26 protein-coding genes and 2 tRNA genes are annotated in these 23,016 nt (G+C 49.2%); 16 read left to right on the top strand and 12 right to left on the bottom strand.

The annotated features are described in order from the left end of the window. Positions 1-33: 33 nt before the first annotated feature. From AC1HCZ_RS05940 to AC1HCZ_RS05920, 5 genes are read right to left on the bottom strand one after another with little or no spacing between them, the layout of a single operon-like run. Positions 34-2,013, bottom strand: coding sequence for a DUF460 domain-containing protein (locus AC1HCZ_RS05940; protein ID WP_479462624.1), 1,980 nt, complete (start codon positions 2,011-2,013; stop codon positions 34-36). Then, a complete protein-coding gene (locus tag AC1HCZ_RS05935; RefSeq protein ID WP_479462623.1) occupies positions 1,967-2,854 on the bottom strand; it encodes an RIO1 family regulatory kinase/ATPase domain-containing protein in 888 nt (295 codons plus the stop codon). The genes AC1HCZ_RS05940 and AC1HCZ_RS05935 overlap by 47 nt, the downstream gene beginning before the upstream one ends. Then, positions 2,790-3,704, bottom strand: a complete 915-nt coding sequence (locus AC1HCZ_RS05930) for a helix-turn-helix domain-containing protein (protein WP_479462688.1) — start codon at positions 3,702-3,704, stop codon at positions 2,790-2,792. Before AC1HCZ_RS05930 ends, AC1HCZ_RS05935 begins: the two co-directional genes overlap by 65 nt. Beyond that, positions 3,679-4,125 carry a DUF61 family protein gene (locus AC1HCZ_RS05925; protein ID WP_479462622.1) on the bottom strand — a complete coding sequence of 149 codons (447 nt, stop codon included), beginning with the start codon at positions 4,123-4,125 and terminating at the stop codon, positions 3,679-3,681. The genes AC1HCZ_RS05930 and AC1HCZ_RS05925 overlap by 26 nt, the downstream gene beginning before the upstream one ends. A gap of 45 nt (positions 4,126-4,170) precedes the next feature. Beyond that, positions 4,171-4,524: a chromatin protein Cren7 gene (locus AC1HCZ_RS05920; RefSeq protein ID WP_479462621.1), complete on the bottom strand. Its 354-nt coding sequence runs from the start codon at positions 4,522-4,524 to the stop codon at positions 4,171-4,173. Between the two features lie 105 nt (positions 4,525-4,629). Here AC1HCZ_RS05920 and AC1HCZ_RS05915 point away from each other — a divergent pair, with 105 nt between their 5' ends. Further along, the gene (locus tag AC1HCZ_RS05915) at positions 4,630-4,974 is read left to right on the top strand and encodes a hypothetical protein (RefSeq protein ID WP_479462620.1); all 345 of its coding nucleotides are present in this window, start codon (positions 4,630-4,632) and stop codon (positions 4,972-4,974) included. A 5-nt stretch (positions 4,975-4,979) separates the two neighbouring features. After that, on the top strand, positions 4,980-5,588 hold the full coding sequence (locus AC1HCZ_RS05910) for a LysE family transporter (protein WP_479462619.1): 609 nt from the start codon (positions 4,980-4,982) through the stop codon (positions 5,586-5,588). Between the two features lie 58 nt (positions 5,589-5,646). Here the strand turns inward: AC1HCZ_RS05910 and carB are convergent, their stop codons facing one another. Both carB and carA read right to left on the bottom strand, forming a co-directional pair. Further along, a complete protein-coding gene (carB, locus tag AC1HCZ_RS05905) occupies positions 5,647-8,790 on the bottom strand; it encodes a carbamoyl-phosphate synthase (glutamine-hydrolyzing) large subunit (RefSeq protein WP_479462618.1) in 3,144 nt (1,047 codons plus the stop codon). After that, positions 8,787-9,908 carry a glutamine-hydrolyzing carbamoyl-phosphate synthase small subunit gene (carA, locus tag AC1HCZ_RS05900; RefSeq protein WP_479462617.1) on the bottom strand — a complete coding sequence of 374 codons (1,122 nt, stop codon included), beginning with the start codon at positions 9,906-9,908 and terminating at the stop codon, positions 8,787-8,789. The genes carB and carA overlap by 4 nt, the downstream gene beginning before the upstream one ends. A 123-nt stretch (positions 9,909-10,031) precedes the next feature. Between carA and AC1HCZ_RS05895 the strand changes: the two genes are divergently transcribed. The 3 genes from AC1HCZ_RS05895 (at position 10,032) to lysX (ending at position 12,400) form a co-directional block, all read left to right on the top strand. Further along, positions 10,032-11,222, top strand: a complete 1,191-nt coding sequence (locus AC1HCZ_RS05895) for a thiolase family protein (RefSeq protein WP_479462616.1) — start codon at positions 10,032-10,034, stop codon at positions 11,220-11,222. A 130-nt stretch (positions 11,223-11,352) separates the two neighbouring features. Beyond that, on the top strand, positions 11,353-11,520 hold the full coding sequence (gene lysW/argW, locus AC1HCZ_RS05890) for an alpha-aminoadipate/glutamate carrier protein LysW/ArgW (protein ID WP_479462615.1): 168 nt from the start codon (positions 11,353-11,355) through the stop codon (positions 11,518-11,520). 22 nt (positions 11,521-11,542) lie between these two features. Further along, positions 11,543-12,400 (top strand): lysine biosynthesis protein LysX, encoded by an 858-nt coding sequence (lysX, locus tag AC1HCZ_RS05885; RefSeq protein ID WP_479462614.1) that lies wholly within the window; start codon positions 11,543-11,545, stop codon positions 12,398-12,400. A 48-nt stretch (positions 12,401-12,448) separates the two neighbouring features. Here lysX and AC1HCZ_RS05880 read toward each other — a convergent pair whose 3' ends face one another. The 4 genes from AC1HCZ_RS05880 to AC1HCZ_RS05865 form a co-directional block, all read right to left on the bottom strand. Beyond that, positions 12,449-12,946: an HIT family protein gene (locus AC1HCZ_RS05880; protein ID WP_479462613.1), complete on the bottom strand. Its 498-nt coding sequence runs from the start codon at positions 12,944-12,946 to the stop codon at positions 12,449-12,451. Between the two features lie 6 nt (positions 12,947-12,952). Beyond that, the gene (locus AC1HCZ_RS05875) at positions 12,953-13,744 is read right to left on the bottom strand and encodes an A24 family peptidase C-terminal domain-containing protein (protein ID WP_479462612.1); all 792 of its coding nucleotides are present in this window, start codon (positions 13,742-13,744) and stop codon (positions 12,953-12,955) included. Between the two features lie 122 nt (positions 13,745-13,866). Further along, a tRNA-Leu gene (locus AC1HCZ_RS05870) sits at positions 13,867-13,954 on the bottom strand. Positions 13,955-13,992: 38 nt separating this feature from the next. Then, entirely contained in the window at positions 13,993-15,162 is a 1,170-nt protein-coding gene (locus AC1HCZ_RS05865) for a phosphoadenosine phosphosulfate reductase family protein (RefSeq protein ID WP_479462611.1), read from the bottom strand. A 102-nt stretch (positions 15,163-15,264) separates the two neighbouring features. Between AC1HCZ_RS05865 and AC1HCZ_RS05860 the strand changes: the two genes are divergently transcribed. The 11 genes from AC1HCZ_RS05860 (at position 15,265) to purT (ending at position 22,209) form a co-directional block, all read left to right on the top strand. After that, a tRNA-Gln gene (locus AC1HCZ_RS05860) sits at positions 15,265-15,340 on the top strand. Positions 15,341-15,424: 84 nt separating this feature from the next. Continuing rightward, positions 15,425-15,778: a 30S ribosomal protein S17 gene (locus AC1HCZ_RS05855; RefSeq protein WP_479462610.1), complete on the top strand. Its 354-nt coding sequence runs from the start codon at positions 15,425-15,427 to the stop codon at positions 15,776-15,778. Beyond that, a complete protein-coding gene (locus AC1HCZ_RS05850) occupies positions 15,778-16,191 on the top strand; it encodes a 50S ribosomal protein L14 (RefSeq protein WP_479462609.1) in 414 nt (137 codons plus the stop codon). Before AC1HCZ_RS05855 ends, AC1HCZ_RS05850 begins: the two co-directional genes overlap by 1 nt. A gap of 10 nt (positions 16,192-16,201) precedes the next feature. Next, positions 16,202-16,573, top strand: coding sequence for a 50S ribosomal protein L24 (gene rplX / locus AC1HCZ_RS05845; protein WP_479462608.1), 372 nt, complete (start codon positions 16,202-16,204; stop codon positions 16,571-16,573). Positions 16,574-16,579: 6 nt separating this feature from the next. Then, complete coding sequence (locus tag AC1HCZ_RS05840; protein WP_479462607.1) at positions 16,580-17,347, top strand: 30S ribosomal protein S4e; 768 nt, start codon at positions 16,580-16,582, stop codon at positions 17,345-17,347. Beyond that, a complete protein-coding gene (locus AC1HCZ_RS05835) occupies positions 17,344-17,934 on the top strand; it encodes a 50S ribosomal protein L5 (protein WP_479462606.1) in 591 nt (196 codons plus the stop codon). The genes AC1HCZ_RS05840 and AC1HCZ_RS05835 overlap by 4 nt, the downstream gene beginning before the upstream one ends. Positions 17,935-17,969: 35 nt before the next feature. Next, on the top strand, positions 17,970-18,134 hold the full coding sequence (locus AC1HCZ_RS05830) for a 30S ribosomal protein S14 (RefSeq protein ID WP_479462605.1): 165 nt from the start codon (positions 17,970-17,972) through the stop codon (positions 18,132-18,134). Between the two features lie 5 nt (positions 18,135-18,139). Beyond that, positions 18,140-18,541, top strand: coding sequence for a 30S ribosomal protein S8 (locus AC1HCZ_RS05825; RefSeq protein ID WP_479462687.1), 402 nt, complete (start codon positions 18,140-18,142; stop codon positions 18,539-18,541). Between the two features lie 62 nt (positions 18,542-18,603). Then, positions 18,604-18,987, top strand: coding sequence for a CBS domain-containing protein (locus AC1HCZ_RS05820; RefSeq protein ID WP_479462604.1), 384 nt, complete (start codon positions 18,604-18,606; stop codon positions 18,985-18,987). 33 nt (positions 18,988-19,020) lie between these two features. Further along, the gene (locus AC1HCZ_RS05815; protein WP_479462603.1) at positions 19,021-20,934 is read left to right on the top strand and encodes an NFACT RNA binding domain-containing protein; all 1,914 of its coding nucleotides are present in this window, start codon (positions 19,021-19,023) and stop codon (positions 20,932-20,934) included. Positions 20,935-21,000: 66 nt separating this feature from the next. Next, positions 21,001-22,209, top strand: a complete 1,209-nt coding sequence (purT, locus tag AC1HCZ_RS05810; protein WP_479462602.1) for a formate-dependent phosphoribosylglycinamide formyltransferase — start codon at positions 21,001-21,003, stop codon at positions 22,207-22,209. Here purT and AC1HCZ_RS05805 read toward each other — a convergent pair. Beyond that, entirely contained in the window at positions 22,206-22,955 is a 750-nt protein-coding gene (locus AC1HCZ_RS05805) for a fibrillarin-like rRNA/tRNA 2'-O-methyltransferase (protein ID WP_479462686.1), read from the bottom strand. The genes purT and AC1HCZ_RS05805 overlap by 4 nt on opposite strands. Between the last annotated feature and the right edge of the window lie 61 nt (positions 22,956-23,016).

Raw genomic sequence — 23,016 nt, 5'->3', positions numbered from 1 at the left:
CGAATCCTCTCGTAACCGGTATCGATATAAAGTTCACTTCCATCGAGAGGCCCTATATTCTTGTAGGAGTCTTTCGAGGTCTTCCGCGAGCATTTGTCTCTTAGACCTCAACTCTTTTGATTTCTTAATCCATAGGTCCTTGAGGTCGCTTGGCAACACCGCGTACTTCCCGTAGACCTTTGCCGAAGCTTGTATGACTGGGACGCCTCTTTCTTCAAGATCTTCTTTGGCTTTTTGATTTATGTTAGATACGAACAGCATCACACCGTTCTCTAGAAGACTTTCTATGAAACTCTCGTTGAGAGCTTCTACGTTGTTTGCGTATATCGCCTTAGTGTATAATTGTTCTATCTCAGCGTCCGGGAACTTAGAAGTAAAAGTAATTTCATTGAGATATAGGGCTACGAAAGCCTCGCCCTTCTCTACTTGTAACGCAGTTTCTCCAGCCTCCTCCAACAAGTATGAGAGAACCTCGTTGGCCTTTTGGAGTTCCTCCACCTTGCGGGCAAGCTGCGAATGGCTTTCTTTTATCGAGGCCACCCTCCTCTCGACTTCGTCATCTATCTGCTTCTTGATCAAGCTTAGTTCCAAGTTGAGTTTTTCTATAGTGTCTTCGAGTTCCTTTATCTTTAGTTTTAAACTTACGTTTTCTGCCTCCAAATAGGCTAGCTTTAACGCATTTTTTACTCTACTCTCATGTAAGGTATTACTCTTAGATTGTTGACGAGCTATGTAAACCTCATCCTCGCCCCTCTCCTCTTTTAGGAGCTCGCCTATCTCTTCCTCAACTACTTCGGCAATCGATCGTCCTTCCTTTAAGACACTGAAACGTATCCTCTCCTTGTCGAGGTCCAATCCTATCTTTTCCAAGTAGGTTTCTACTTTCTCGACCTTGTCTCTTATTGAGTTGAGGGCCTTATGGGCTGCAGCTAACGCGTCTCTCTGGTGACTATCCTCTACGTTGATCCCTTTGCTCTTGTACTCCTCTGCGATCCTTTCCTTCTCCTTGATGCTTAAGGAACTCTTAGGGTAGTAAAGTTCCGCATTAAGCGTCGCCGCGAGCTTCTTCGCCATGTGGGACGGAGGGCTAGTGTCTGTAGCCACCACTACGGGCAACCCAAACTTATTTATTAATGAGACGAGTTCCCCTCTGTCAACATTTTTGAAGGACCCGAGGAAGAGGACATCGCCCTCAACGTTCAATATGGCAAGTCCAGTCTTTATTCCCGGGTCTACCCCTACTACCAACAGTTCTTTCGGTTTTTGACCCTCATCCTCGAACATGAACCTCCGAGTAACGACCGGTCGGACCTTTACTCGAACAACGCTGCTGTTGACTGGTCTTACCAACCCTTCGAGCGACTTCCGGGGAGCATATACCACGAAGGTTGCTGAATCTATAGACCCGTCGCTCTTCCTTACGAAAAGGTCGTAATCGAGTCCTTCCTTTTCCAACGTAGACTTTATTTCGTTCATAGTCTCAATAACAGCGTTTTTGGTAGCTCTGACAAATCGGTTCATACTGCTTCCGCCGGCTCTGGGCGTTCGTCCCTTGGTCACGATGATCTTTGTTTTTTCTTCAAACACTTTGACCTTGGTGCCTATACCCTTGAGGGCTAAGAATGCTAACGCGAGCGCGGTTTCTCGCGGAGTTAGTTTCTCTACTGAGAGCCGTATCCCGTGTTCCTTCAAGAGCTCTCTCAAGTCTACAAACTCTCCGTTAACCCTGGTTACTTGAACGACCTCAGTCTCTGGCGGGATCAAGTTTAGAAACTTAGTTAAGTCTCTCCAGTTGTCTCCCAGTTCCATCAAGTTGTCGACTGCTATTAGTTTCGGTCTGAACTCCCAGAGCAGGCGTATAAGTTTCTTGGTATCAACCCTCTTGTCTATTACTACTTTTCCCTCGCAATCAATGACTATGAGGTGAAACTTCCCTTTGATTCCGGGCGGGGAGCCAGGCTCTAAATCAACGGCTGCTACCGGGCAATTCTTTAAGCCTTCTGACCACTTCATCAACATCTAAGGGGATGCCATATGCTTTCCTAAAAAATCTTACTACGTACTCCACGTCCCTCCTCAACAAGCTCTCGGCGAGTGGACTATCTTTCTCTACATATTGAGGCCAGTCTATTATGAAGGCTTCTGAGGTTGATGGAATTACTATTACGTTATATTCACTCAAGTCACCGTGGACTATGCCTACGTCCTTGTAGGCTATCTCAATCGTAACCAAAACGTCCTCGAGGGCTTTCAAGGGATCTGCGATATCTGGCTTGGTGTAGAGCTCTACTGCGCCCTCTATCAGTTCTGTGACTACTACGTGTCTGGATTTGTCCACCGGTTTAGGCACCTTCGCGCCCCTGGGGTATAACTCCTTGAGGGCGGCGAACTCTCTGCTAGCCGATACTTTAGACTGAAGAAGCCAGCTATCCTCCAGCTTGTACGGTCTGTTCCTAGCAACGTGTCTAAAGCTCTTCCTGCCTACTCTGTGGAACTTAACTGCCAGCTTCTTTCCGCTGGAGGCTATTCCCAAGTAGACGTCACTCTCCTTTCCAACCCCTATCTTATCTCCTATCTCTGCTAAGACGCCTCTCTTCATTAGAGTATGAATCGCTAAGATGTCGTACGCCAGAACGGTTAGTCGATACCCTAAACTGCTCCCGCTCATCCTCTTCAAGAGTTTTAGTTTGTTAAGGTGGTAAACGCTCCTCTCCAAGCGGTGGAGGGGGAGCTTTGTATCCTTTTCAATTATTTCTATTGGAACGAACTCGTGCGTTTTGAGCCTTCTTTCAACCGCCTTTAAAACCCTTATGTCGTCTTCTGTCAACTGCGCATAAATTTCCTTCAGACCCAATTTTATCCCCGAACAACAACTCCAAGAATTGTTGTAAATTTTCTGTAACCATCACCTTGGAATTTTCTAGGGTTTTCGGAACGTCGCTGTAGCCCACGGCAACCGACATCCTGTCAATTATTTCGCTCAGTTCGGCGAACCACTCCAGCTCCTCGTCACCGTGAGGGACGACCGCGGCGAACTTCACCTCCCCAGCCTTGCCGCCCACACTCACGTTACCCTTGGGGACGTGAACTGAGCTCGTCAGTTCCATTACCTCCTTCTCTAAGGGGGTGTGGGGCTCGATCTTTAGTTCAACGCATTGGAACCCGCCGATGTCTACCGGTTTAAGTACTTCGTCTCCGACGAGCTCCGCCAACTTTATGGCTGTGTCCACGCTCACGTCTTTATTACCTCTCATATAGTCGTATACTGATTTTCGGCTAACCCCTAAATAATTTGCCAATTCACCTATGCTTATACCCATCTCTTCACATAGCTTCTTCAACTTTTTGCTATCTATCGATACGGTGAATACCGACTTTTTCTTCCGTATGTATATCTTGTCTCCCTTTAGTATGTTCTCGAAGGTTTCTAGATTGACTAAAGCAACGCCGTACTTCTCGTAAACGACGTCATCTAAGAGCTCCTCGTCGCCGGATTTCTTGGCTACCAACAAGGGCTTTGCGCCAATACCCTTGGCCAACATAGTCAACGCGCCCACCTTTTTCTTGTTTACCTTGACGCTGTCGTCTACGCTCAACACTGCAAATAAGTGGTTGTTCGTCTTCACTATTACGTCGCTTACTTTCCCATTCTCTATATACCTATACTTTTCTACTATCTTAACCAAATCCCTTCGAAGGGACATCTCTCTCAACCCCCACTAGAGTACCCATATCAATTTCGAATATTATGAAAACTAAACTGGAGAAACGCGATATCAACCTTTCCAAGTGATATAGCCTCAAGGGCTCGTCCTTGTCTATTCCGACGAGGTTCTTTACGGCCCTCTCGTCCCACTCGGAGCCCAGCACCTTCACTACGCCCGTAAAGGGCTCGTAGGCTAAGAGCAGGGGTACTCTCACAACCCACTTCATCCAAGAGGGTAATAAGTTCATCATCTCCTTCAACTCTTCAGAGTCCATTAAGTGCTCGCTACCGTCTCTCAACCTTACGAGTCGTCTCCCTTCAGCGGCAGCCTTTAACAAGATCCTTTCTTGAGGCACGCTCTGGTTTGCGGAGTTGAGTTCTTCGATAACCTTTTTCACTATTCTACTGACGTCGGTCATGCTATCGTAATGAAATCACCATAAGGGGAGTTTATATTATTATGTTTATATAGCGTCCCCCTCGAACTCTTTCTCTATCTCGTCTAGATCCAATTCTATTACTTCAGCTTCTCGGTCCTCCTGTTCCTTTGTCTTCGCAACCTCGCCCTTTATTTCCTTCTTCTTGCCCCGGGCCTCCACTTCAACCTCATCGCCCCCGACTTTGATCTTGGACACCACACCTCTCCACTTGTATCCGCAGTTAGGGCATTCGAAAGAACCCATTATAGTTATCGTTATCCGACCTTTGGAATCAGGAAGGGGCGAGACCAGTTGCCAAGTCTTCTTGGGCTCGTCAACCCTGGTGCCGCACTTTGGACATATATAAGGGTCTTTCTTTTTCCTACTTCTCCGTACCATTTCCGCTTTTCCCAGCGCTTGCGCGAGCCTCTGTTTTATTGTAATGCGGTTTGGTGTCACTCATAAAGGATTGATGAAGTAGCGAAGACGTGGGGTACGAGTCCCATGGTAGATATCAATAAGGTCCGAGAAGCCATAAGAAGGTTTAATGAAAAGTACGGCGCCGAAAGCGAATTAATTGAGATAAAGGACGATGAGATCGTGATCCACGTCAAGGGTCACATCTGCTTTACATGCGGTGCCTACGACTACTTCGAAGACTTAGCTTTTGAGTTGAGCGACGTACTAGGCAAGGAATATGCTGTTGCAAAGGAAGAACAGTTGGAAGATGGCACTTACATAGTTTACTACTTGCCCGCCGAAAGAGTTGACAAAGTTACTAGAGAAGCTATGATAATAATTTACGACAATGTGGAGAAGCTTAGATTAGAGATTCCCAAGAGGGGATAGGTCCCTTGAAGAGGGCAAGCGCTCGTGAGATAGCTTTAATGACTCTGATGGTAACGCCTAGCGGGGCTTTCAGCCCCGGCCTCCTGTCAGCCAGCGCAGTAGCCGCCGGAACGGGGAGCGGCGTCCTAGGGGGAATCGCTGTCGCAACGGGGCATGTGCTGTTCGAGCTTCCTTACGTCTTCTTGTTAACAAGAGCTCTCGGGATGATTAAAGGGATCTTGGATAAGTACCACAAACTGCTGGCTCTGTTAGTATTTGCTTTTGCCTTGTTTTTCGCAAAGGGACTCTTGGATATGTCAAGCACGCCGAAAGTTACCGTCAACGACGCGCTCGCAGCGGGGTTTATATTTACGGCGTTTAACGCTTACTTTTTATTGTGGTGGGTAACAGTAGGCCTCCCCTTAATAGAGGCGGCCTCCACGAGTCTCACTAACCTCGCCATCATGTACTTGTCGCACGTGTGGATGGACTACGCATGGCTGGCCGCGCTAGCAGTATTGGGTAGCGGAATTACAAACTTCGTGGCATTAAACTATGTGTTAGCCGCGTTATTGATATTGTTTGCCATAGACATCTTGGCGAAGAGTTTTTTGGGTAGAGGGCTAATACCGTAGAGGTCTCTGAGGGATGACCTTAAGCTAGATTGGCTGAAGCGGTGATGAAGGTTTCGGGTTAGGACCTCATCAGTTCGCCGTACTCCCTCAAATTGAGGCGAGCGGGGTCGAGACTGCCGTACTTCTTGTAAACCTCAAAGAAGGCTTTCGATAACTCAGCGCCTAAGTAAGAGTTGAGCACTAAGGGTACGTTCATGTCAACCGCTGTCCTCCGGACGAGGTAGTCCAAGCTTCTGTTACTTCCAGACGTGATCACTAGCCCTATCTCCTTTTTCAGTAACATGTCCTTTATTTTGGTTTTTTCATAAGGTTCATATCCCTCAACCTCGACACCTTCCATTGTTATTACGTGGTAGCCTAACTTCGACAGAATGTCTGCTGCCTCTTTAGCTTTTCTCTTGTCTCCTTCAAAAACTTCGAGAGAGTAAACCAGTATCTTCTTGTCTATCTCAGGTATATCGTTAGGCGTGGCAGATAACCACGATAGGAGCAACGCGTCCTCATAACTTGTCGAGAACGCTGCCACCTCTCCCGTAGAGCGCATCTCCGGGCCCAAGTCTGGGTAAGCGCCCTTCAGCTGAGTCCAACTGAACTGGGGCGACTTGACGCCCCAAGCCTTAGCTGGCGGGACGTAGGCGCCGTCTCCTATTCCTAGGGTACCTTCTATTATGACCTTCGCAGATAATTCCATCAAGTTGACGTCCCTAGACTTACTCGAAAAGGGCATGCTTCTGCTGGCTCTCAAATTGAGTTCTATTACATAAGGCTCGTTATTCTTGATTAAGAACTGTATGTTTAATGGTCCCTTTATTTCCAGTTCGTTGGCCAATGTTAATGATATGTCTAACATCTTATTTACTATATTCTTTTCAAGTCTAGTTGGTGTGACCATCGTAGAATCACCAGAGTGGACGCCGGCGGGTTCTATGTGGCTCAAAGGTACTGCCACCATCCCCACGGAATCGGAAACTGCGTCTATCTCGGCCTCTCTCGCTCCTACGAAAAATTCCGAAACTACCACCGGATGTTCCTTACTCACTTCGCTCGCCTTCTTTACGAACTCCACGAGCTCTTCCCAGCTCCACACAATCCTCATAGCTGAGCCGCTCAAGACGTAGCTGGGTCTAACTATCACGGGGAAACCGACCTCGTCAATGAACTTCTTAAGCTCCTCCAAGCTTGTGGCACTGTGCCACCTCGGCTGTCTTATATTGAGTTTGTCTAACAAATCACTAAACTTACTCCGGTCCTCGGCAGTATCAACGCTTCTTCCGGGCGTTCCCAATAAAGGAAGGCCAAGCGCCTCTAACTTCTTGTATATCTTGTTGGTGATCTGACCACCAGCGAACGCTATTACGCCCCAAGGCCTTTCCTTTTCCGCCACCTTGTAAACGATCTCCTCGCTTATTTCCTCAAAATAGAGCTTGTCGCTCTCGTCCCAGTCAGTCGACACGGTCTCCGGGTTGTAGTTAATCGTTATTACCTCTTCTGAGCCATATCTCTTTAGTGCTCTAACTAGCGAGACCACGGCCCAGTCGAATTCTACGGAAACTCCTATCTTAAAGACGCCTGCCCCAAGTACCATGGTTTTGTACCTTTTATCGGCAAAACTTACATCGTCTTCTGTACCATCGTACGTCAAGTACAAGTAGTTTGTTACTGCAGGCCACTCAGCAGCCAAGGTATCTATCCTTTTAACCTTGGGCAAGGGAGCAGCCTTTATGTTGACTTTCAATTCGTTGTCACTAAAGCCAAGTATCTTCGAATATTCGTAGTCGGCAGTACCCTTTTCGATCTCCCTCTTCTGCTCGACCACTTCTTTTATCCAGTATAGGAAATACTTGTCCACTCCGTATGCATCGTGCACCTCGTCTAGAGTAGCTCCTTCGTATATCGCCTTCGCTGCGTACAAGGGCCAGTACGGTTCCCTTTTCCGAAGTTTTTCTATTGCCTCCTCCTTACTCTTTATCCTTAATGACTTGAAGTCTGTTACTCCGTCTACTCCAATATCCAACATTCTGAAGGCCTTTTGGAGAGCTTCTGCTACGTTCCTACCTATAGCCATCACTTCACCTACGCTTTTCATCTCACTATCGAGGCTTTTTCTGACACCATCGAACTTATCTAAGTCCCATCTCGGGACCTTAATTACTACGTAATCCAAACTAGGCTCGAAGCACGCACACGTAGCACCGGTGACTTTGTTCAATATCTCCCAAAGCTTGTAACCCAGCGCTAACTTAGCAGCAACGTAGGCCAGCGGGTAGCCAGTTGCCTTACTGGCCAAAGCGCTCGACCTACTCATTCTAGGGTTTGTTTCTATGACGTAGTAGGTCTCTCCGCGCGGATCGAGGGCCAGCTGGACGTTCCCTTCTCCGATAAGGCCTATTACTTCAGCTACTCTTATAGCGGCGTCTCTCAGTATATGGTATTCTCTATTAGTCAACGTCTGGCAAGGAGCTATTACCACAGAATCGCCGGTGTGAACCCCCATGGGGTCCAAGTTTTCCAAGCATGCTATAGCGACCGAATTGTTGTATGCATCTCTAACTACCTCGAACTCTATCTCCTTCCAGTGGTGTAAGTACTTTTCAACTAATACCCGCCCAACGACGCTTTGGGCGAGTGCCCTGACGACCCACTTTTCGAGTTCATCTCTATTCCACGCTATGAAACTTCCCTTCCCGCCGAGCGTGAAGGCTATTCTTACTATAACGGGGTAGCCTAACCTTTCTGCCACCTCTAAGGCCTCCTCAACGCTGCTCGCCCCCTCGCTTGGGGGCATTGAAATACCGTTTTCCCTCATAGTTTTTGCGAATAAGGTCTTATCAGTAGCCTTCTTTATCCCCTCTATGGGGGTCCCCAGTACCCTTACGCCGTACTTCTGTAGAACCCCCCTCTCCCAGAGTTCAACTCCCAACGTGAGGGCAGTCTGACCGCCGAAGCCTATCATTATGCCGTCAGGTCTTTCAGTCTCTATTATTTTCTCCAAGATATCAATTCTCAATGGAGCAAAATACAGCTTGTTGGCTATTTCTTTTGTAGTTTGAACGGTCGCCACATTGGGATTAACCAATACCGTTTCGATTCCTTCCTCTCGGAGGGCCTTCAGAGCTTGGCTTGTACTGTAGTCGAACTCGGCAGCCTCACCTATTTTGATTCCGCCAGAGCCGATTATCAGTACACTCCTCAAGTCGATCATCGCGATTTCACCTCTGCAGCAAACCTATCGAATATCCACAAAGTGTCATGAGGACCAGGAGACGACTCTGGATGGAACTGTACGCTAAAGACGATTCTATTTCTGGTTCTACCAATCACTCCCTCGAGAGTTTTATCGTCAGGATTTACGAACCACTTCTTGAACTTGACGTTGTCTATCGTCTTTGGGTCCACCGCATATCCATGGTTTTCGCTCACTATGTAACACCTTCCGTGTGAATCCTTAACGGGCTTGTTCACTCCCCTGTGACCGTATTTCATCTTGTAGACGTGAGCACCAAAGGTCATATTTAAGATTTGGTGACCTAAGCATATTGCCAAAATTGGTAGTCCTAACTCGTATGCTGCTTCCACAAACTTGTGGACATAATACTTCTTCATTACTGTCATCGGACTCCCGGGACCGTTAGCCAATACTATACCCTTAACTTCATCGAGGAGGTTTATCATTTCTCCACAAGGAACCCTAACTACTTTAAGTCCCCGGGCCACGAGCTCCCTCACTATTCCGTACTTGACTCCACAGTCCAAGAGGGCTACCGGGTCGCCAGAGCCGTGCTCTATCACCCTAGACGGACGCACCGAAGACACGTAGTCGACCTCGTCGTATCTAGGAGCCTCTTCCAACGCCTTTATCGCGTCCTCCACGTCACCCGTTGTGGCTATAGCGCCCATCATTACACCTCTCTCCCTTATCTTTTTGACCAGCATCCTCGTGTCTATTCCTTGGATGCCAGGAACTCCCTCCTCCTTAAGCCAAACATCTAGGTCCTTAACCGAAGCCCAATGATTTGGTTTAGTTAGTCTAGCTATCACGAACCCTTCTACCTTTATACCGTCGGATTCGTAGTGAAGAGGTAGCTTACTGCGCGGATCTAGGATTCTGGGGTCAGGCACGCCGTAGTTACCAACCATAGGGTGTGTCATGATCAATATCTGTCCCTTGTAAGACGGATCGGTGAGGCTTTCAGGATAACCGTTCATCGCAGTAGTGAATACTACCTCTCCGACCCTAACGGTCGAGGCACCGAAGCCGCAACCCTCGAATATACTTAGGTCTTCCAACACTAAAAATGCCTTATTTCCTCGGCACTTCAATAAGACCCGCTTCTGAGGTTCCCGAGGGGGGTTTATATAGTATAATTGAAACCTCCTTAACCGTCTGTCTAAACATGCATAAACAATATATGTACTCGGGCGCCCCGGCTAGGGGTGGCCCCAGTGAGCGAGATATACATAGTTTCAGCCGTGAGGACGCCAATTGGTAAGTTCCTCGGCTCGCTTAGCGGCATCCCAGCTCCTGACTTGGCTGCCGTGGCCGCGAAAGAGGCAATAAAGAGGGCTAGAATCGAACCCAAGGACGTCGACTTCTACGCGTTCGGCAACGTAATAGGCGCGGCCGTTGGACAGAACCCTGCCCGTAGAACTGCACTGTTAGTCGGTGTCCCTTACGAGGTCGACGGCCACACGGTCAACTTGGTCTGCTCGTCCGGAATGATGGCTATGATAGACGCTATAAGGGCGTTCAAGGCCGGAGACGCGAAAATAGCGCTAGTAGGCGGAATGGAGAGTATGAGCAGGGCGCCCCTCTGCTTGCCCCCCGAAACCAGAACTGGAATAAAACACTTAGTAGGAAGGGAGGCGAAACTCATTGACACGATGGTGTTAGACGGACTGACCGACTCTTGGAATTGGCAACTGATGGGTGTGGAAGCCGACATGACTGCCAAGAAGTACGGGGCAAAGAGGGAGGAATTGGATTGGATAGCGTACCAAAGTCACATGAGGGCAGCCAAGGCGACCGACGAAGGAATTTTTGAGAAAGAGATAGTTCCGGTTGAAGTTAAGAGTAAGAAGGGTACAGTGATTGTAAAGAACGATGAGGGGATAAGGAGAGACACCAGCCCAGAGAAGTTAGCTAAGCTACCCCCGGCCTTCACCCCCGACGGAGTGCATACGGCCGGTAACAGCTCCCAGTTGAGCGACGGTGCGGCCGCGCTGATAATGGCCCCGGAGGAAGTTGTAAATGAGTACGGACTAAAGCCGATAGCTAGGATCTTAGCTTACGACATAGTTGGACTCAAACCCGAAGACTTCGTGGAGGCGCCGGTTCCCGGAATAAAGAGGATTTCGGAAAAGGTCGGCGTAAAGCCGGACGACTGGGACCTCTACGAGATAAACGAGGCGTTTGCGATAAGCTTGTGGTTACCTAACCATCTCTTGGGAATACCATACGAAAGGATTAACGTCCACGGCGGGGCTATAGCTATAGGCCATCCTTTGGGCGCCTCTGGAGCTAGAATAGTGGTGACGTTAATCAACGCTCTAAAGACGTACAACAAGAACAGGGGGGTTGCGACGCTGTGTCACGGAACCGGAGGCGGAAGTACGGTTGCCATTGAAGTATTTTAAGATGGTCCTCTCAATACCCGCGGTCTCGTTAAAGTATCCTTAGCAGAAGTCCCGCTCTAACTAAGGATCCCTTGACACTGGAAATAAAGTATTTAAATAGAATCTCCCGTCCGTGTACCGGAGAGAAGCCTTGAAGGCGAAGTGTCCCGTCTGCGGCGCCGAGATAGATCTTCCCGACGACGTTATGGACGGGGAAATAGTGGAGTGTCCCCACTGCGGTGCTACGTTGGAAGTTAAGAAGAGCGGAGATAAGGTTGAACTAAAAGTAGCCGAGGAAGTGGGAGAAGATTGGGGCTAATAACGAGCAGTAGGAGGTGGAGGTGAGGTGGTTCCACCTCGTTGTAAAGGTCTATTATGACATGCCTCGTGTCGAGGAGAAGTTAATAATAAAGGCGTTGGAGTCACACGGGCTCGAGACCGTCCCAGTCAACGTAACCAAGGAGCCTTTACCCCTACAAGGCATAGAAGAGCACGTGCCCGTGATACGAGCAGTGAGCATGTTTCGGTCCACCTACACGTCGGCAGTATTAGAAGCAAATGGCATGAAGCCGATAAACAGCGCATTTACAATTATGTTCTCCGGAGACAAGGTCTTAACCTATTCCGCCCTAGCATCTCACGGAATACCCATTCCCAAGACTGTAGTTGCCTTGAACGGGGACTCTACAGAGAAGGCGTATGCCAGCGTAGGGTTCCCCTTGGTCGACAAACCTCCTATAGGTAGCTGGGGCAGACTGGTAAGCTTGGTTAGAGACTGGCACGAGGCTAAGATTGTAATAGAGCACAGGTCGATGATGAACAGTCCTCAGTTGAAAGTACATATAGTTCAAGAGTACGTGAAGATGCCAGAGAACAGAGACATAAGGTGCTTCGTTATCGGAGGGAGGTGCTTGGGTTGCATATATCGCGTACCCAGCGAGGGCGAGTGGAGGTCAAACGTAGCCCTAGGAGGGAAGGTAAGGGCTCTAGAAGACTCCGCAGAACCGTGTGAGCTAGCAGTAAAGGCAGCAGAGGCCTTAAGAGGGGAGGTAGTATCAATAGACATATTTGAGGGGGAGGAAGGCTATCTAGTAAACGAAGTAAACGGGGTACAAGAGTTCAAGGGATTCATGAAAGCCACGGGTATCAACGTGGGTGATGAGATAGCTAAGTATGTCTACGAAAGAATTAAGAGGTAGGCCCACCCCAACTTCACGTGACGGCCGAAATTTTTAATCTAATAGAACTCAGGGAGTTCCAAGTTCCTCAAAACTCTTCCTAAGTCTCCTCCACGTCTCGTTCAAGGCCTCGGGAAGGACCTTAGTTCTTGATATTATAGTCATGAAGTTCGCGTCCCCGCACCAACGAGGGACCACGTGTAGGTGTAAGTGACCGGGTATGCCGGCACCGGCGGCCCTCCCCAAGTTCCAACCCGCATTTATACCTTCGGGTTTGTACTCCTTTCTAAGGACCTTTACCGACAATTTAAATAATTTGACCATCTCGACTATCTCTGAGTCGTCCATTTCCGTTATATCGCTTACGTGGCGGTAGGGAACTATCATGAGATGACCCGTATTGTAGGGAAATGCGTTCAACACCACGTAATTGTGTTTCCCCTTGTACAATATCAGCGCATCTTCGTCATCCATATTTGGAATCTCGCAGAACACACACTTCCCTTCTTCTTTACTGACCTTCTCTACGTACTGCATCCTCCAAGGTGTCCACAATATATCGAACATTCGACCTCACCTCGCTAGCAACCAACGAATAGGTATATCTCCTACCACCAGTGTCACGAGAAATCCGCTAGTAATGTAAATTATAAACGGTACGCCATACGTGACGAATATCTTCTCGTCTTCGTGCAAAAATCCGCTATCCACTAACTCTTTCACCCTCCTTTGATGCTCTTCGTACTCCTCATCTATAGAGAAAGTAGTTCGGAGGACGCGTTCCACCTTACCATTTCTGTAATCTATAATCTCCAAAGGGAACCAGAATTTCATCTTAAGGTAATCCTTCACCTTAACAACTTTGGCCGAAGTGGCTAAGCGTAGGAGCTTTACGCCTCTTACTTTTAACTCCTTCGCATGGACCGTGAAGTCATCGCTCATTAAATTAGAGATTAGTCTTATTGGAATCCACACAGCCGCGAGGATCGTAGAATAAACCAAAGTTAGTAAAGGTACTGGTAACAACGCCCTAGGTCCTCCTAATGCAAAAGGGTACCAAGGCATGTCCACTGTTATGAATAAGAAAGCGAGTACGTCAGCACCACCCATCATATTCTTTAACATTAAGAAGATTAACACAATAATAATCATTGCTCCGCTCAAGAACGAAAGGATGATATATTCCTCTAGCCCCACAGACCTTAGAATCATCACTTCGTACAAGGTGGACGGGAGCGCTAGGAGTATGGCGACTGCCCAAAGCTTGGGCGGTATTTCCCTAGTCTTCCAGTCGAGGTATGATGCGTAGGTCAAGACCGCTAAAGCCAATACCGTTCTGTAAGCGTCGGCTACCCATAGTTCCACAGCTATGCCCCGGAGTGATATGTCTGGGGTATATAACCTCGGCCGGCTTTTCCACAGTCATTTTGAGGTCCTGCTACCGGGCATGGATCCTCATTGGCAGTGAGAGCAGCAACAAGGGGATGTGGTGCGGGGGGTGGGATTTGAACCCACGCCGGCCTACGCCAGCGGGTCTTGAGCCCGCCCCCTTCGACCTGGCTCGGGCACCCCCGCTCCAGGGGTGGTCCGGAACTAGGATTATTAAGTTTGAGTCAATACCCCCCTTCCGCCGACTCCAACATCCTTTCGTAGGTTTTCATCAACACTTTTACGAAGATCTTGTAGGCCGACTCCGGCGGGAGTTCGGGGACTGCCGGTAGCTCTTCTGTCCACACGCTCGAATAAGCTTTCCTTACTCTCTCCGTTTTTACGACCTCCAATTCCCCCAGCTTACGTTCCAGCTCTTTCTGAATATTGTATAACACGTTGGCCAGTTTGGGCGAGAACCTCCACATATGCCTTTCGAGAAAGTGCTCCCAAGGTACCTCATACTCGAAGCGACGGTAGGACGTCCTTATAGCCTCCTCGATGAGGCCCGGGTCTTCGACCTCTCTCCAAACGCTCTCATCCAATTCGTGAAGAGTCTTGTATGGACAGAATGTGCATGCCACTCGAGGGAGTCCCTTCGAGTAATCCGGATGGACTGCATTAAGCCCCCTAACTATCCTGACCACATCAATAAGGGTCAACAGAAATATTGGTCTAACCTTCTTGAAGTCGAACACTTTGGGCGTGGTAGGAGAATGAAACGATAACCTCTTGAACCTCTTAATTGACTCAAACATGCGCTCGCCGTCGGCTCTCATATAGTCCTTCATTTCTTTTAATATCCTTCTGATAGGCTTCACCTTCTGTGTCGTACACCATCGGTTTCCCCTGAACGGCATCCCCTTTTTTAGCATATTCTCCATAATTTCTCTATCCGCCTCAACTACAATCAGCTTTGAGTCTAACTTGTTTGCTACCTTTTCTACGAAGTCCACGTTTTTAGGGTTCTCCAGGTAGCTGACGTGAGAGTAGAGAAGAGTTACGTCAGCTCCTAGGTCAGTGAGGACCTTGGCTGCGGCAACACTGTCTTTGCCACCTGAGAAGTTCAACACAACCTTAATTCCTGCCGGCACCTTGGAGGACAACCATTTTAGGTAACCTTCGTAATCTCCCGCCACAGAGACGAATGGCCACTTTATATCTTCAAAGAACTTAGCAAAATTAAGTACATTATTAGAAATCTTCAACAAGTTATCATCAATAAAATCGTTTATTTTCACGCCTTTGTGCGGCTCGAGCCATAGATAGACGTCGTTGTTTATCCCGGTGAATTCGGTCGAATCAACGATCCACGAAATGACTTTCTTCGCCCTTATCTCTGGATAACGTTCCACTGATTCGCACCATAACCTCAGTGCTGATTGAAGGTAGTTTAAAAGACGGTTGCACCACTTCCACAATAAACTTTTAATAAGGCTTCATGCAAGGTGGCTTGGAGCCGGGTCGTCTAGCGGCCAAGGATGCGGGGCTTTGGCCCCCGTGACCGGGGTTCGAATCCCCGCCCGGCTACCACTCCTCCCTCATTCCGTCGCCAAGGAGGGCGTTCCGAGCGAGCTTTATTATGGTCCACGTGACCCCGCGCGGGGAGCAGAGGCCTTGTCGGTAAACTTCAGGCACGTGGGAATACGAGGCGTAAAGCCCCCGCTTGGTACTTGTAACGACCCCGAATGCCCTTGGCACGGACACTTGAAGGTAAGGGGTACTGTGCTCGAAGGCATAGTGGTTAAGAAGAAGATGAACAAAGCCGTCGTAGTACGCCACGAGTACTTGTACTATAATAGGAAGTACCAAAGGTACGAGAGGAGGAAGAGCAACATACACGCACGCTTGCCGCCTTGCCTGGCCGATGAAGTCAAGGAGGGCGACGTAGTCGTAATAGGCGAAACCCGTCCCCTAGCTAAGAGTATAAGCTTCGTAGTCCTAGGCAAAAAGGTGGGAGGCGAAAAGTAATGGTAAAGGCGGCCGCCAATAAGTCACGAAGGAAGATAGTGACCGGTCTCCAAGTAGGGAGCTACGTGAAGGTTACTGACAACAGCGGCGCCAAACTCGCAATGATAATTGGTGTCCCAGGCTATCACGGCAGGTTAAGGAGAATTCCCCCAGCGGGTATAGGCGACATGGTCGTGGTGACCGTAAAGAAGGGAACCCCGGAGATGAGGCACCAAGTGGTCCGGGCGATAGTAGTTAGGCAAAGGAAGCCCTTCAGGAGACCAGACGGTACTTGGATCGCGTTCGAAGACAACGCAGTCGTCATCGTGAGCGAGGACGGGACGCCGAGGGGGTCGGAGATAAGGGGGCCCGTCGCGCGCGAAGCCATAGAGAGGTGGCCGAGAATAGGAAACGTGGCTAGTATAGTCGTGTGAGGTGAGTGATATGTCCATCCCCAAGTCTAAGAAGCCGAGTAAACAGAGGAAGTTCTTGTACAACGCTCCCCTACACTTGAGACACAAGTTCGTAAACGCTCCGTTGAGCAAGGAGCTGAAAGAGAAGTACGGAGTCAAGAGGCTGCCGATAAGGAAGGGCGATACTGTGAAGATAGTTAGAGGAAAGTTCAGGGGTCACGAAGGAACCGTCGCTAAGGTAGACTTAAAGAAGGTAAGGATATATGTTGACGGAGCGACTATTGAGAATTCGAGAGGCGAACAGAGGTTCTACCCGATCCACCCCTCAAAAGTGATTATAACCAAACTGGGCGAAGTCGACAAGGTAAGGCAAAAGATAATAGAGAGGAGAAAGGGGAGGTGAGGTAGAGTGGCAAGGGTAGGTGGAGGTAAGAGACACCTAAAGAGGTTCGCGGCTCCGGCCTTTTGGCCGATTCATAGGAAAGAAGCGGTCTGGGCAGTAAAACCCCGGCCGGGCCCCCACCCTATGGAAGAAAGCGTACCACTACTAATACTGGTCAGAGACGTTCTAGGCTACGCTGAGACGTCCCGGGAGGCCAGAAAGCTCATAGCAGAAGGAAGGATAAAGGTAGATGGAAGAGTAAGGAAGGACTACAAGTTCCCCGTGGGCGCTATGGACGTGATAGAGATCGTTGGAGCCGACGAGTACTACCGCATGATCCCGTATCCGGTCAAGTACTTGATACCAATGAAAATAGATGCCGAGGAAGCCAAAAAGAAAATGTGTAGAATAGAAAACAAAGTGACGGTTAAGGGAGGTCACGTCCAGCTGAACCTGCATGACGGTAGGAACGTACTGATAAGGGTCCAAGACCCTCACAACCCCGTCGAGGCTCAGGAGTACAAAACCCTGGGCGGATTGCTAATAACGATACCAGAGCAAGAAATCTTGGAGTACGTTCCTTTCGAGGAGGGCACGATCGCTATCGTGAAGTCTGGAAGGAACGTGGGAAGGGTCGGGAGGATAGAAGAGGTCGTGAAGGAGATGGGGCGTAAGAAAACGCTAGTCAAAATGAGGGACGTACACGGCGAAGTATTTTACACGGTAGCTGAATATGTGTTCCCCATAGGTAAAGAAGAACCGTTGATAAAGCTACCGGAGGGTGCTTGGAAATGAGTACCGAGTTAGAAGTTAAGCACTTGGACGTCCCCTTACCTCCCGAAACGGTCGAGGAAATACTGAAGAAGTGGGAAAAACAGCCCATGCTAAAACCCAAGCTGGCTAAGCTGACCGTCAACATAGCTCTCGGTGAGAGCGGAGAACGCCTAGAGAAGGCCTACAACTTGCTCGAAGAATTGACAGGCCAAAGACCGGTCAAGCGCAAGGCTAAGAAAACCATAAGGCAGTTCGGAATAAGGAGGGGCGAGAACATAGCCGTTATGGTGACCCTGAGGGGGCAACGCGCAACAGAGTTCTTAAGGAAAGCGCTAGAAGCAATCGGGTGGAAGATCAAGGCCTCCAGCTTTGACGAGTTCGGGAACGTAGGGTTCGGTATCAGAGAACACATACAGATACCCGGTACACGCTACGACCCCAGAGTGGGCATATTTGGCATGGACGTCATACTCACTATAGAAAGGCCGGGCTACAGGGTAGCTAGGAGGAGGAGGGCTAGATCCAAGATCCCCAGGAGGCACAGGGTCACCAAAGAGGAGAGCATGGTGTTCTTAGCCAAGGAATTCGGCGTGAAGGTTGAGGGTTAAAAAAGAACTCGGAGGCGCGATAGGGGGTGTAACGCATGGCTAAGTTTAGGCCTCCAAAGTATAGAAGGTTTGGACGTGGTGCAAGGAGGTGTCAGAGGTGCGGGAGTCGAGACGCGATCATTACGAAGTACGGACTATACCTTTGTAGACAATGTTTCCGCGAGGTCGCCCCTACCCTAGGCTTTAAGAAGTACAGGTGAGAACCATGGTGATGCTCGATACACTCGCGAATGCCCTCACGACCATATACAACAACGAGGTCAGGGGCAACAAGGAAGCTATAATAATGCCTGCATCTAAGCTAATTGCCAATGTATTGAGAATAATGCAGAAGGAAGGGTACGTGGGCGAGTTCGAGTACATAGACGACGGACGGTGGGGAAAAATAAGGGTAAGGCTACTGGGTAGGATCAACAAGTGTGGCGCCATAAAACCCAGAGTGCCCGTGAGCTATAGAGAATTGTTGGTTTTGCCAGAACACTTAAGAAGGTTCTTGCCGTCCAAGGACGTAGGCGTCTTGATAATAAGTACCTCCCAAGGCCTCATGACGCATAAAGAAGCGATACAGAAGAGAGTGGGCGGGATAGCTATCGCGTACGTTTACTAATCTTTTGTCGCCCCCTCTATACAAAAATCTCCGTCTACCCCTAAAGCCCGGGCCCGAACGTCTTGAGAGTACTAGACCTTGTGGGAAAGGAGATAGTTTGGTGTAAGCTTGACGTCAGTTTGAAGGACGCCGTACACAAGATGAGGGTGCATAAAGTCGGCAGCGTCCTAGTCCTCAATGGGGATGAACTCATAGGCATATTCACCGAAAGGGACTTGGTAAGGGCCTTCGACGAAGGTGCAAACCCGGAGGACCCGATCTCCAAGTTCATGACCCGCAATCCCATAGTCGTTAACCCCGAAGAAAGCCTGGAGAGCGCCCTACAGAAAATGTTGTCACACGGAATAAGACACTTGCCAGTAGTCTCGCCAGAAGGTCGAGTCCTAGGCGTAATAAGCTTAAGAGACGTAGTGGAAGCTCTCTTGACACAACAAACGCCTATCTGAGCTAAAAGTTCAGCTAAGGGCGGGTTTTCCGAGATGAAAAAGAAGGGAAGTATGAACTACCTCGACGTCTTGGTCTGGACGAATAAGAATAAAGACCTAGTAGGATCCACGGTCCAGAACGTCTATTATAAGGATGGCCTAATGTGGATTAAGTTAAAGAAGAAGGGAAGCGACACGAAGGTGTTGATGGCTGAGCCGGGAAAGAGGATTCATTTAACTTCTTCACCTCCGGAGGCTCCAGATAGACTCCACCCCTTTGCCGGAGGCTTGCGTAAGTTTCTGAAGTCCGCCAAATTGACCTCAATCGATATCGTAGGTCATGACAGGGTAGTGAGGATGGAGTTCTCTAAAGGGAACGAAACTTACGGGCTGTTAGTGGAGTTGGTACCTAGAGGGGTAATAACCCTTCTCGATTCTGAGGGCAAAATACTCTACGCAAACGAATATAAAGAGATGAGAGACAGGTCCATAAAAAGGGGCGAAATTTATAAACCTCCCCCATGCCCGGCATTCGACCCGTTTCATGACCTAGAGGGTTTGGAGGAAAGAGTCAAGAAGGGGAAAGACGTCGTCCGAGGGCTAGTGATAGGCCAGAAGATACCAAGCGACGTAGCGGAAGAAGTACTCTTCAGAGCCGGGGTGGCCAAAAACAAAAAGCCTAACGAGTTGAACCGAGAGGAATTGGAGAGAATCAAGGAAAATCTTCGAAACGTCTACGAGGAGGCACTGAGCGGGAAGGGCTACCTCGTTGAATCCGAAGGCGGCCCCGTGGCCTTCGAGCCGTTCGAGCCGCAACTGCTGTTATCACAAGGGTATAAAGTATCTGAAGGCGACTTGGATCGAATACTAGACGAGTACTTTGCGACGGTAACTAGCGAGGAGCTCGAAGAAAGTGTAGAAGAGAGGATTAAGAGGGAAGCTGAGAGGCTAAAGAAGGCAATGGAAGAGCAACTCAACTTAGCCGAAGAGTACAAAAAGCTTTCAGAGGACTACGAGAAGCTAGCTACTTTGTTGGCTTCCAACTACGCAGAGATAGAAGAACTCTTAAACAGCGGCAAAGAGTACGTCACGAAATTTAGAGAAAAAGAGCTCGTAGTGAAACCCGGTACTAATTTGGATGAATACATAAGGTCGTTATTCTCTAAGTCTAAAGAGTACGAAAAGAAATATAAAAGAGCTTTGAAAGCATACGAAGAGCTAAAGGAGGAACTAGAGAAAGTCGAGGAGAAAGTGAAAGAAGAGGTTGCCCGAGAGGTAGCTAAACTTAGAAGAAAAGAGTGGTATGAGAAGTACCACTGGCTAGTGACGAGCTCAGGCTTGCTTGCGATAGGGGGTAAGGACGCGAATCAAAACGAGGCAGTAGTGAGAAAATACCTAGGAGACGATGACATTTTCATGCACGCAGAGGTCCAAGGTGCCCCAGCGGTAGTCCTAAAGACCGAAGGGAGAGAAGTGACAGAGAAGGAGTTGAGGGAAGCTGCGTTCTTGACAGCATGTTACTCCAAGGCATGGAAGGACGGGAGGGGGTCGGTGGACGTCTTCTACGTTAGGGGGTCACAAGTGAGCAAAAGCCCTCCTCCGGGTCAGTACGTGGCTAAAGGAGCCTTTATAATAAAGGGTAAAAGAGGCTACATCAAAGATGTCCCCTTGAGGTTGGCGTTGGGCGTAGAACTAACGGAAGGAGGACCGCGCGTGATCGTAGGGCCCGAAGAACTAGTAAGGGAGAGGAGCTTCGCATATGCTGTCTTAGTTCCGGGAGAATCTGATAAGAGGAAGGTTGCCCAGAAACTAAAGAAGCAATGGATCAGCAAGCTGAGGGACCCGAAGCTCAAGGGAACTATAGAGGGTCTCAGAGAAGAGGAAATCATGGAGAGGGTGCCTGGAAAGAGTAAGATAGTAAAAGTCGTTGTTCAAGCGAAGGGGTCCGAGAAGTCTAAGAGGAAGTGAAAAAGGACGCAGAGTCGAAGTGAGGGAAAATATTATCCTTATGGTTGCCTTCCTCGTCGGAGAACCTTGAGAGATATCTTGGGTACGGCCCTCACCTCGTCCTCCCAGAAGGCCTTATTGTTAGGTTCGGGAGAGCTCGGTAAGGAAGTCGTCATAGAGCTTCAGAGGCTGGGCGTGGAGGTCGTAGCGGTCGACCGCTACGACCGCGCTCCAGCGATGCACGTAGCCCACAGGAGATATGTCATCAATATGTTGGACTACGACCAAGTGGTCGACGTAGTTCGTAGGGAAAACCCAGACGTGATAATACCAGAGGTTGAAGCAATAAACACCGATGCCCTCATGGACCTAGAAAGGGAAGGCTACTTCGTAGCCCCCAACGCGAGATCAGTAAAAATAACGATGAATAGGATTGAGCTTAGGAAGCTCGCAGCGGAAAAAGTAGGCGTTCCCACCACCCGCTACGCGTTCGCTAGTAATGAAGACGAAGCAGTAGAAGCATGTGAAAAGGTCGGTTATCCTTGTTTGATAAAGCCGGAGATGAGCTCCTCGGGCCACGGTCACACTTTAGCTTCTACTCCAGAAGAGGCCCAGAAGGGGTTCAAGAATGCCTTAACTGAAGCGCGCGGCAAGAGCGAAAAGGTTATAGTCGAGGAATTCGTGGAGATAGACAGAGAACTAACCGTCTTAACGTACAGACATGAAACAGGTAATGGAATAGAAACAGTCCCCCTTCCTCCCGTGGAGCATAAGAGACCTAAGGGTATATACTATTACTACGAGTCTTGGCATCCAGCCACGATCAATGACAAAATCGTGGAAAAGGCCAAAGACATGGCGGTAAAAGTAGTAGACGAGCTAGGCGGGTTAGGTATCTTCGGAGTCGAAATACTAGTTACGAAGGATGGGAGAGTCTTGTTCAGCGAGGTATCCCCCCGTCCTCACGATACGGGCTTGGTTACCTTAGCTAGCATGGAGCTGAGCGAGTTCGCCATCCATGCCCGTGCAGTCATGGGCCTCCCAGTCCCGCAGCCCGAGCTGTTGACGTCCGCGGCCTCCCGAGTCATACTGGCCAATGAGGCCTTGGAGCCCCCTTGCTTAAGGGGGGTAAACGAAGCCCTCAAGGTGAAGGGAGTCCAATTGAGGTGGTTTGCCAAACCGCGCAGTTACAAAGAGAGGAGGATGGGGGTTCTACTGGCAACTGGTTCCACAGTGGAAGAAGCATTGGAGAAGGTGAGGAGGGCAGCCGGGTTCCTAAAAGTAACCAAGTGTTAGGCACGGTGGGCTTGAGGGATCGCCTCTTTGCCTTCACCACTCCTCTTGTGGAACCTCGCGTATATCATGGCGTGGTCCTTGTCAAATGGGTCTAGGTGGACTATGTCGAGAATTTCGAAACCTCTAGACTTCAACACGCCTATTTCCCTCCTGAACACCTCTTCCGGACTCTTTGTCACGTCTACGCTCCTGGCCTTTATTGCCATTAACATGTAACCTCCTTCCTTCAAGAAGAAATCGGCATTGTCCGCGACGATCTCCGCCTGGTTGGGCTGGGCCACGTCCGCGTACAAGCCGTCGACCAGCTCCACTAGGTGGCGATATTCGCGCGGCTTCCTCGCGTCGCCCAATATTGGGAATATGTTTTTCCTTATCTCAGCTAAGTTAACGAACTCCCTCATGACTCTGGGGGCGAACTCGACTCCGTACAACCTGCCCTTTTCACCTATAATGTCGGAAACGTGGCTCGGAGTTGTGCCGGTGGCCGCGCCCAAGTAGAGTATTGAGTCCCCGGGCTTTATTGGAAGTTCTTCTATTCCTTTAACCAAAGCTGCTGCCAACTTGGATCGCTGCACGTTCCACTCACGATACTCTTCGCCCTGCCACTGGAAGAGCTTCTCGCCATAGACTCTGTGTCCGGGCGTCAGGTTTTTCGTCGCAAGACGTACGCTGCCGTCCTCCAACTCTACTACGTATACGTTCTTGTATTGGGGGTGCTCGTAAACGTTAACGACCTCAATTGGCATGCCCTTTCTAGCCCCCGCAGCGATGTGACTTATGGTATAAAAACTCCAAGGGCCCATCTGT

The organism is Ignicoccus sp. (genome assembly GCF_056435145.1).
This window is presented reverse-complemented; position numbering and strand designations above follow the sequence as displayed.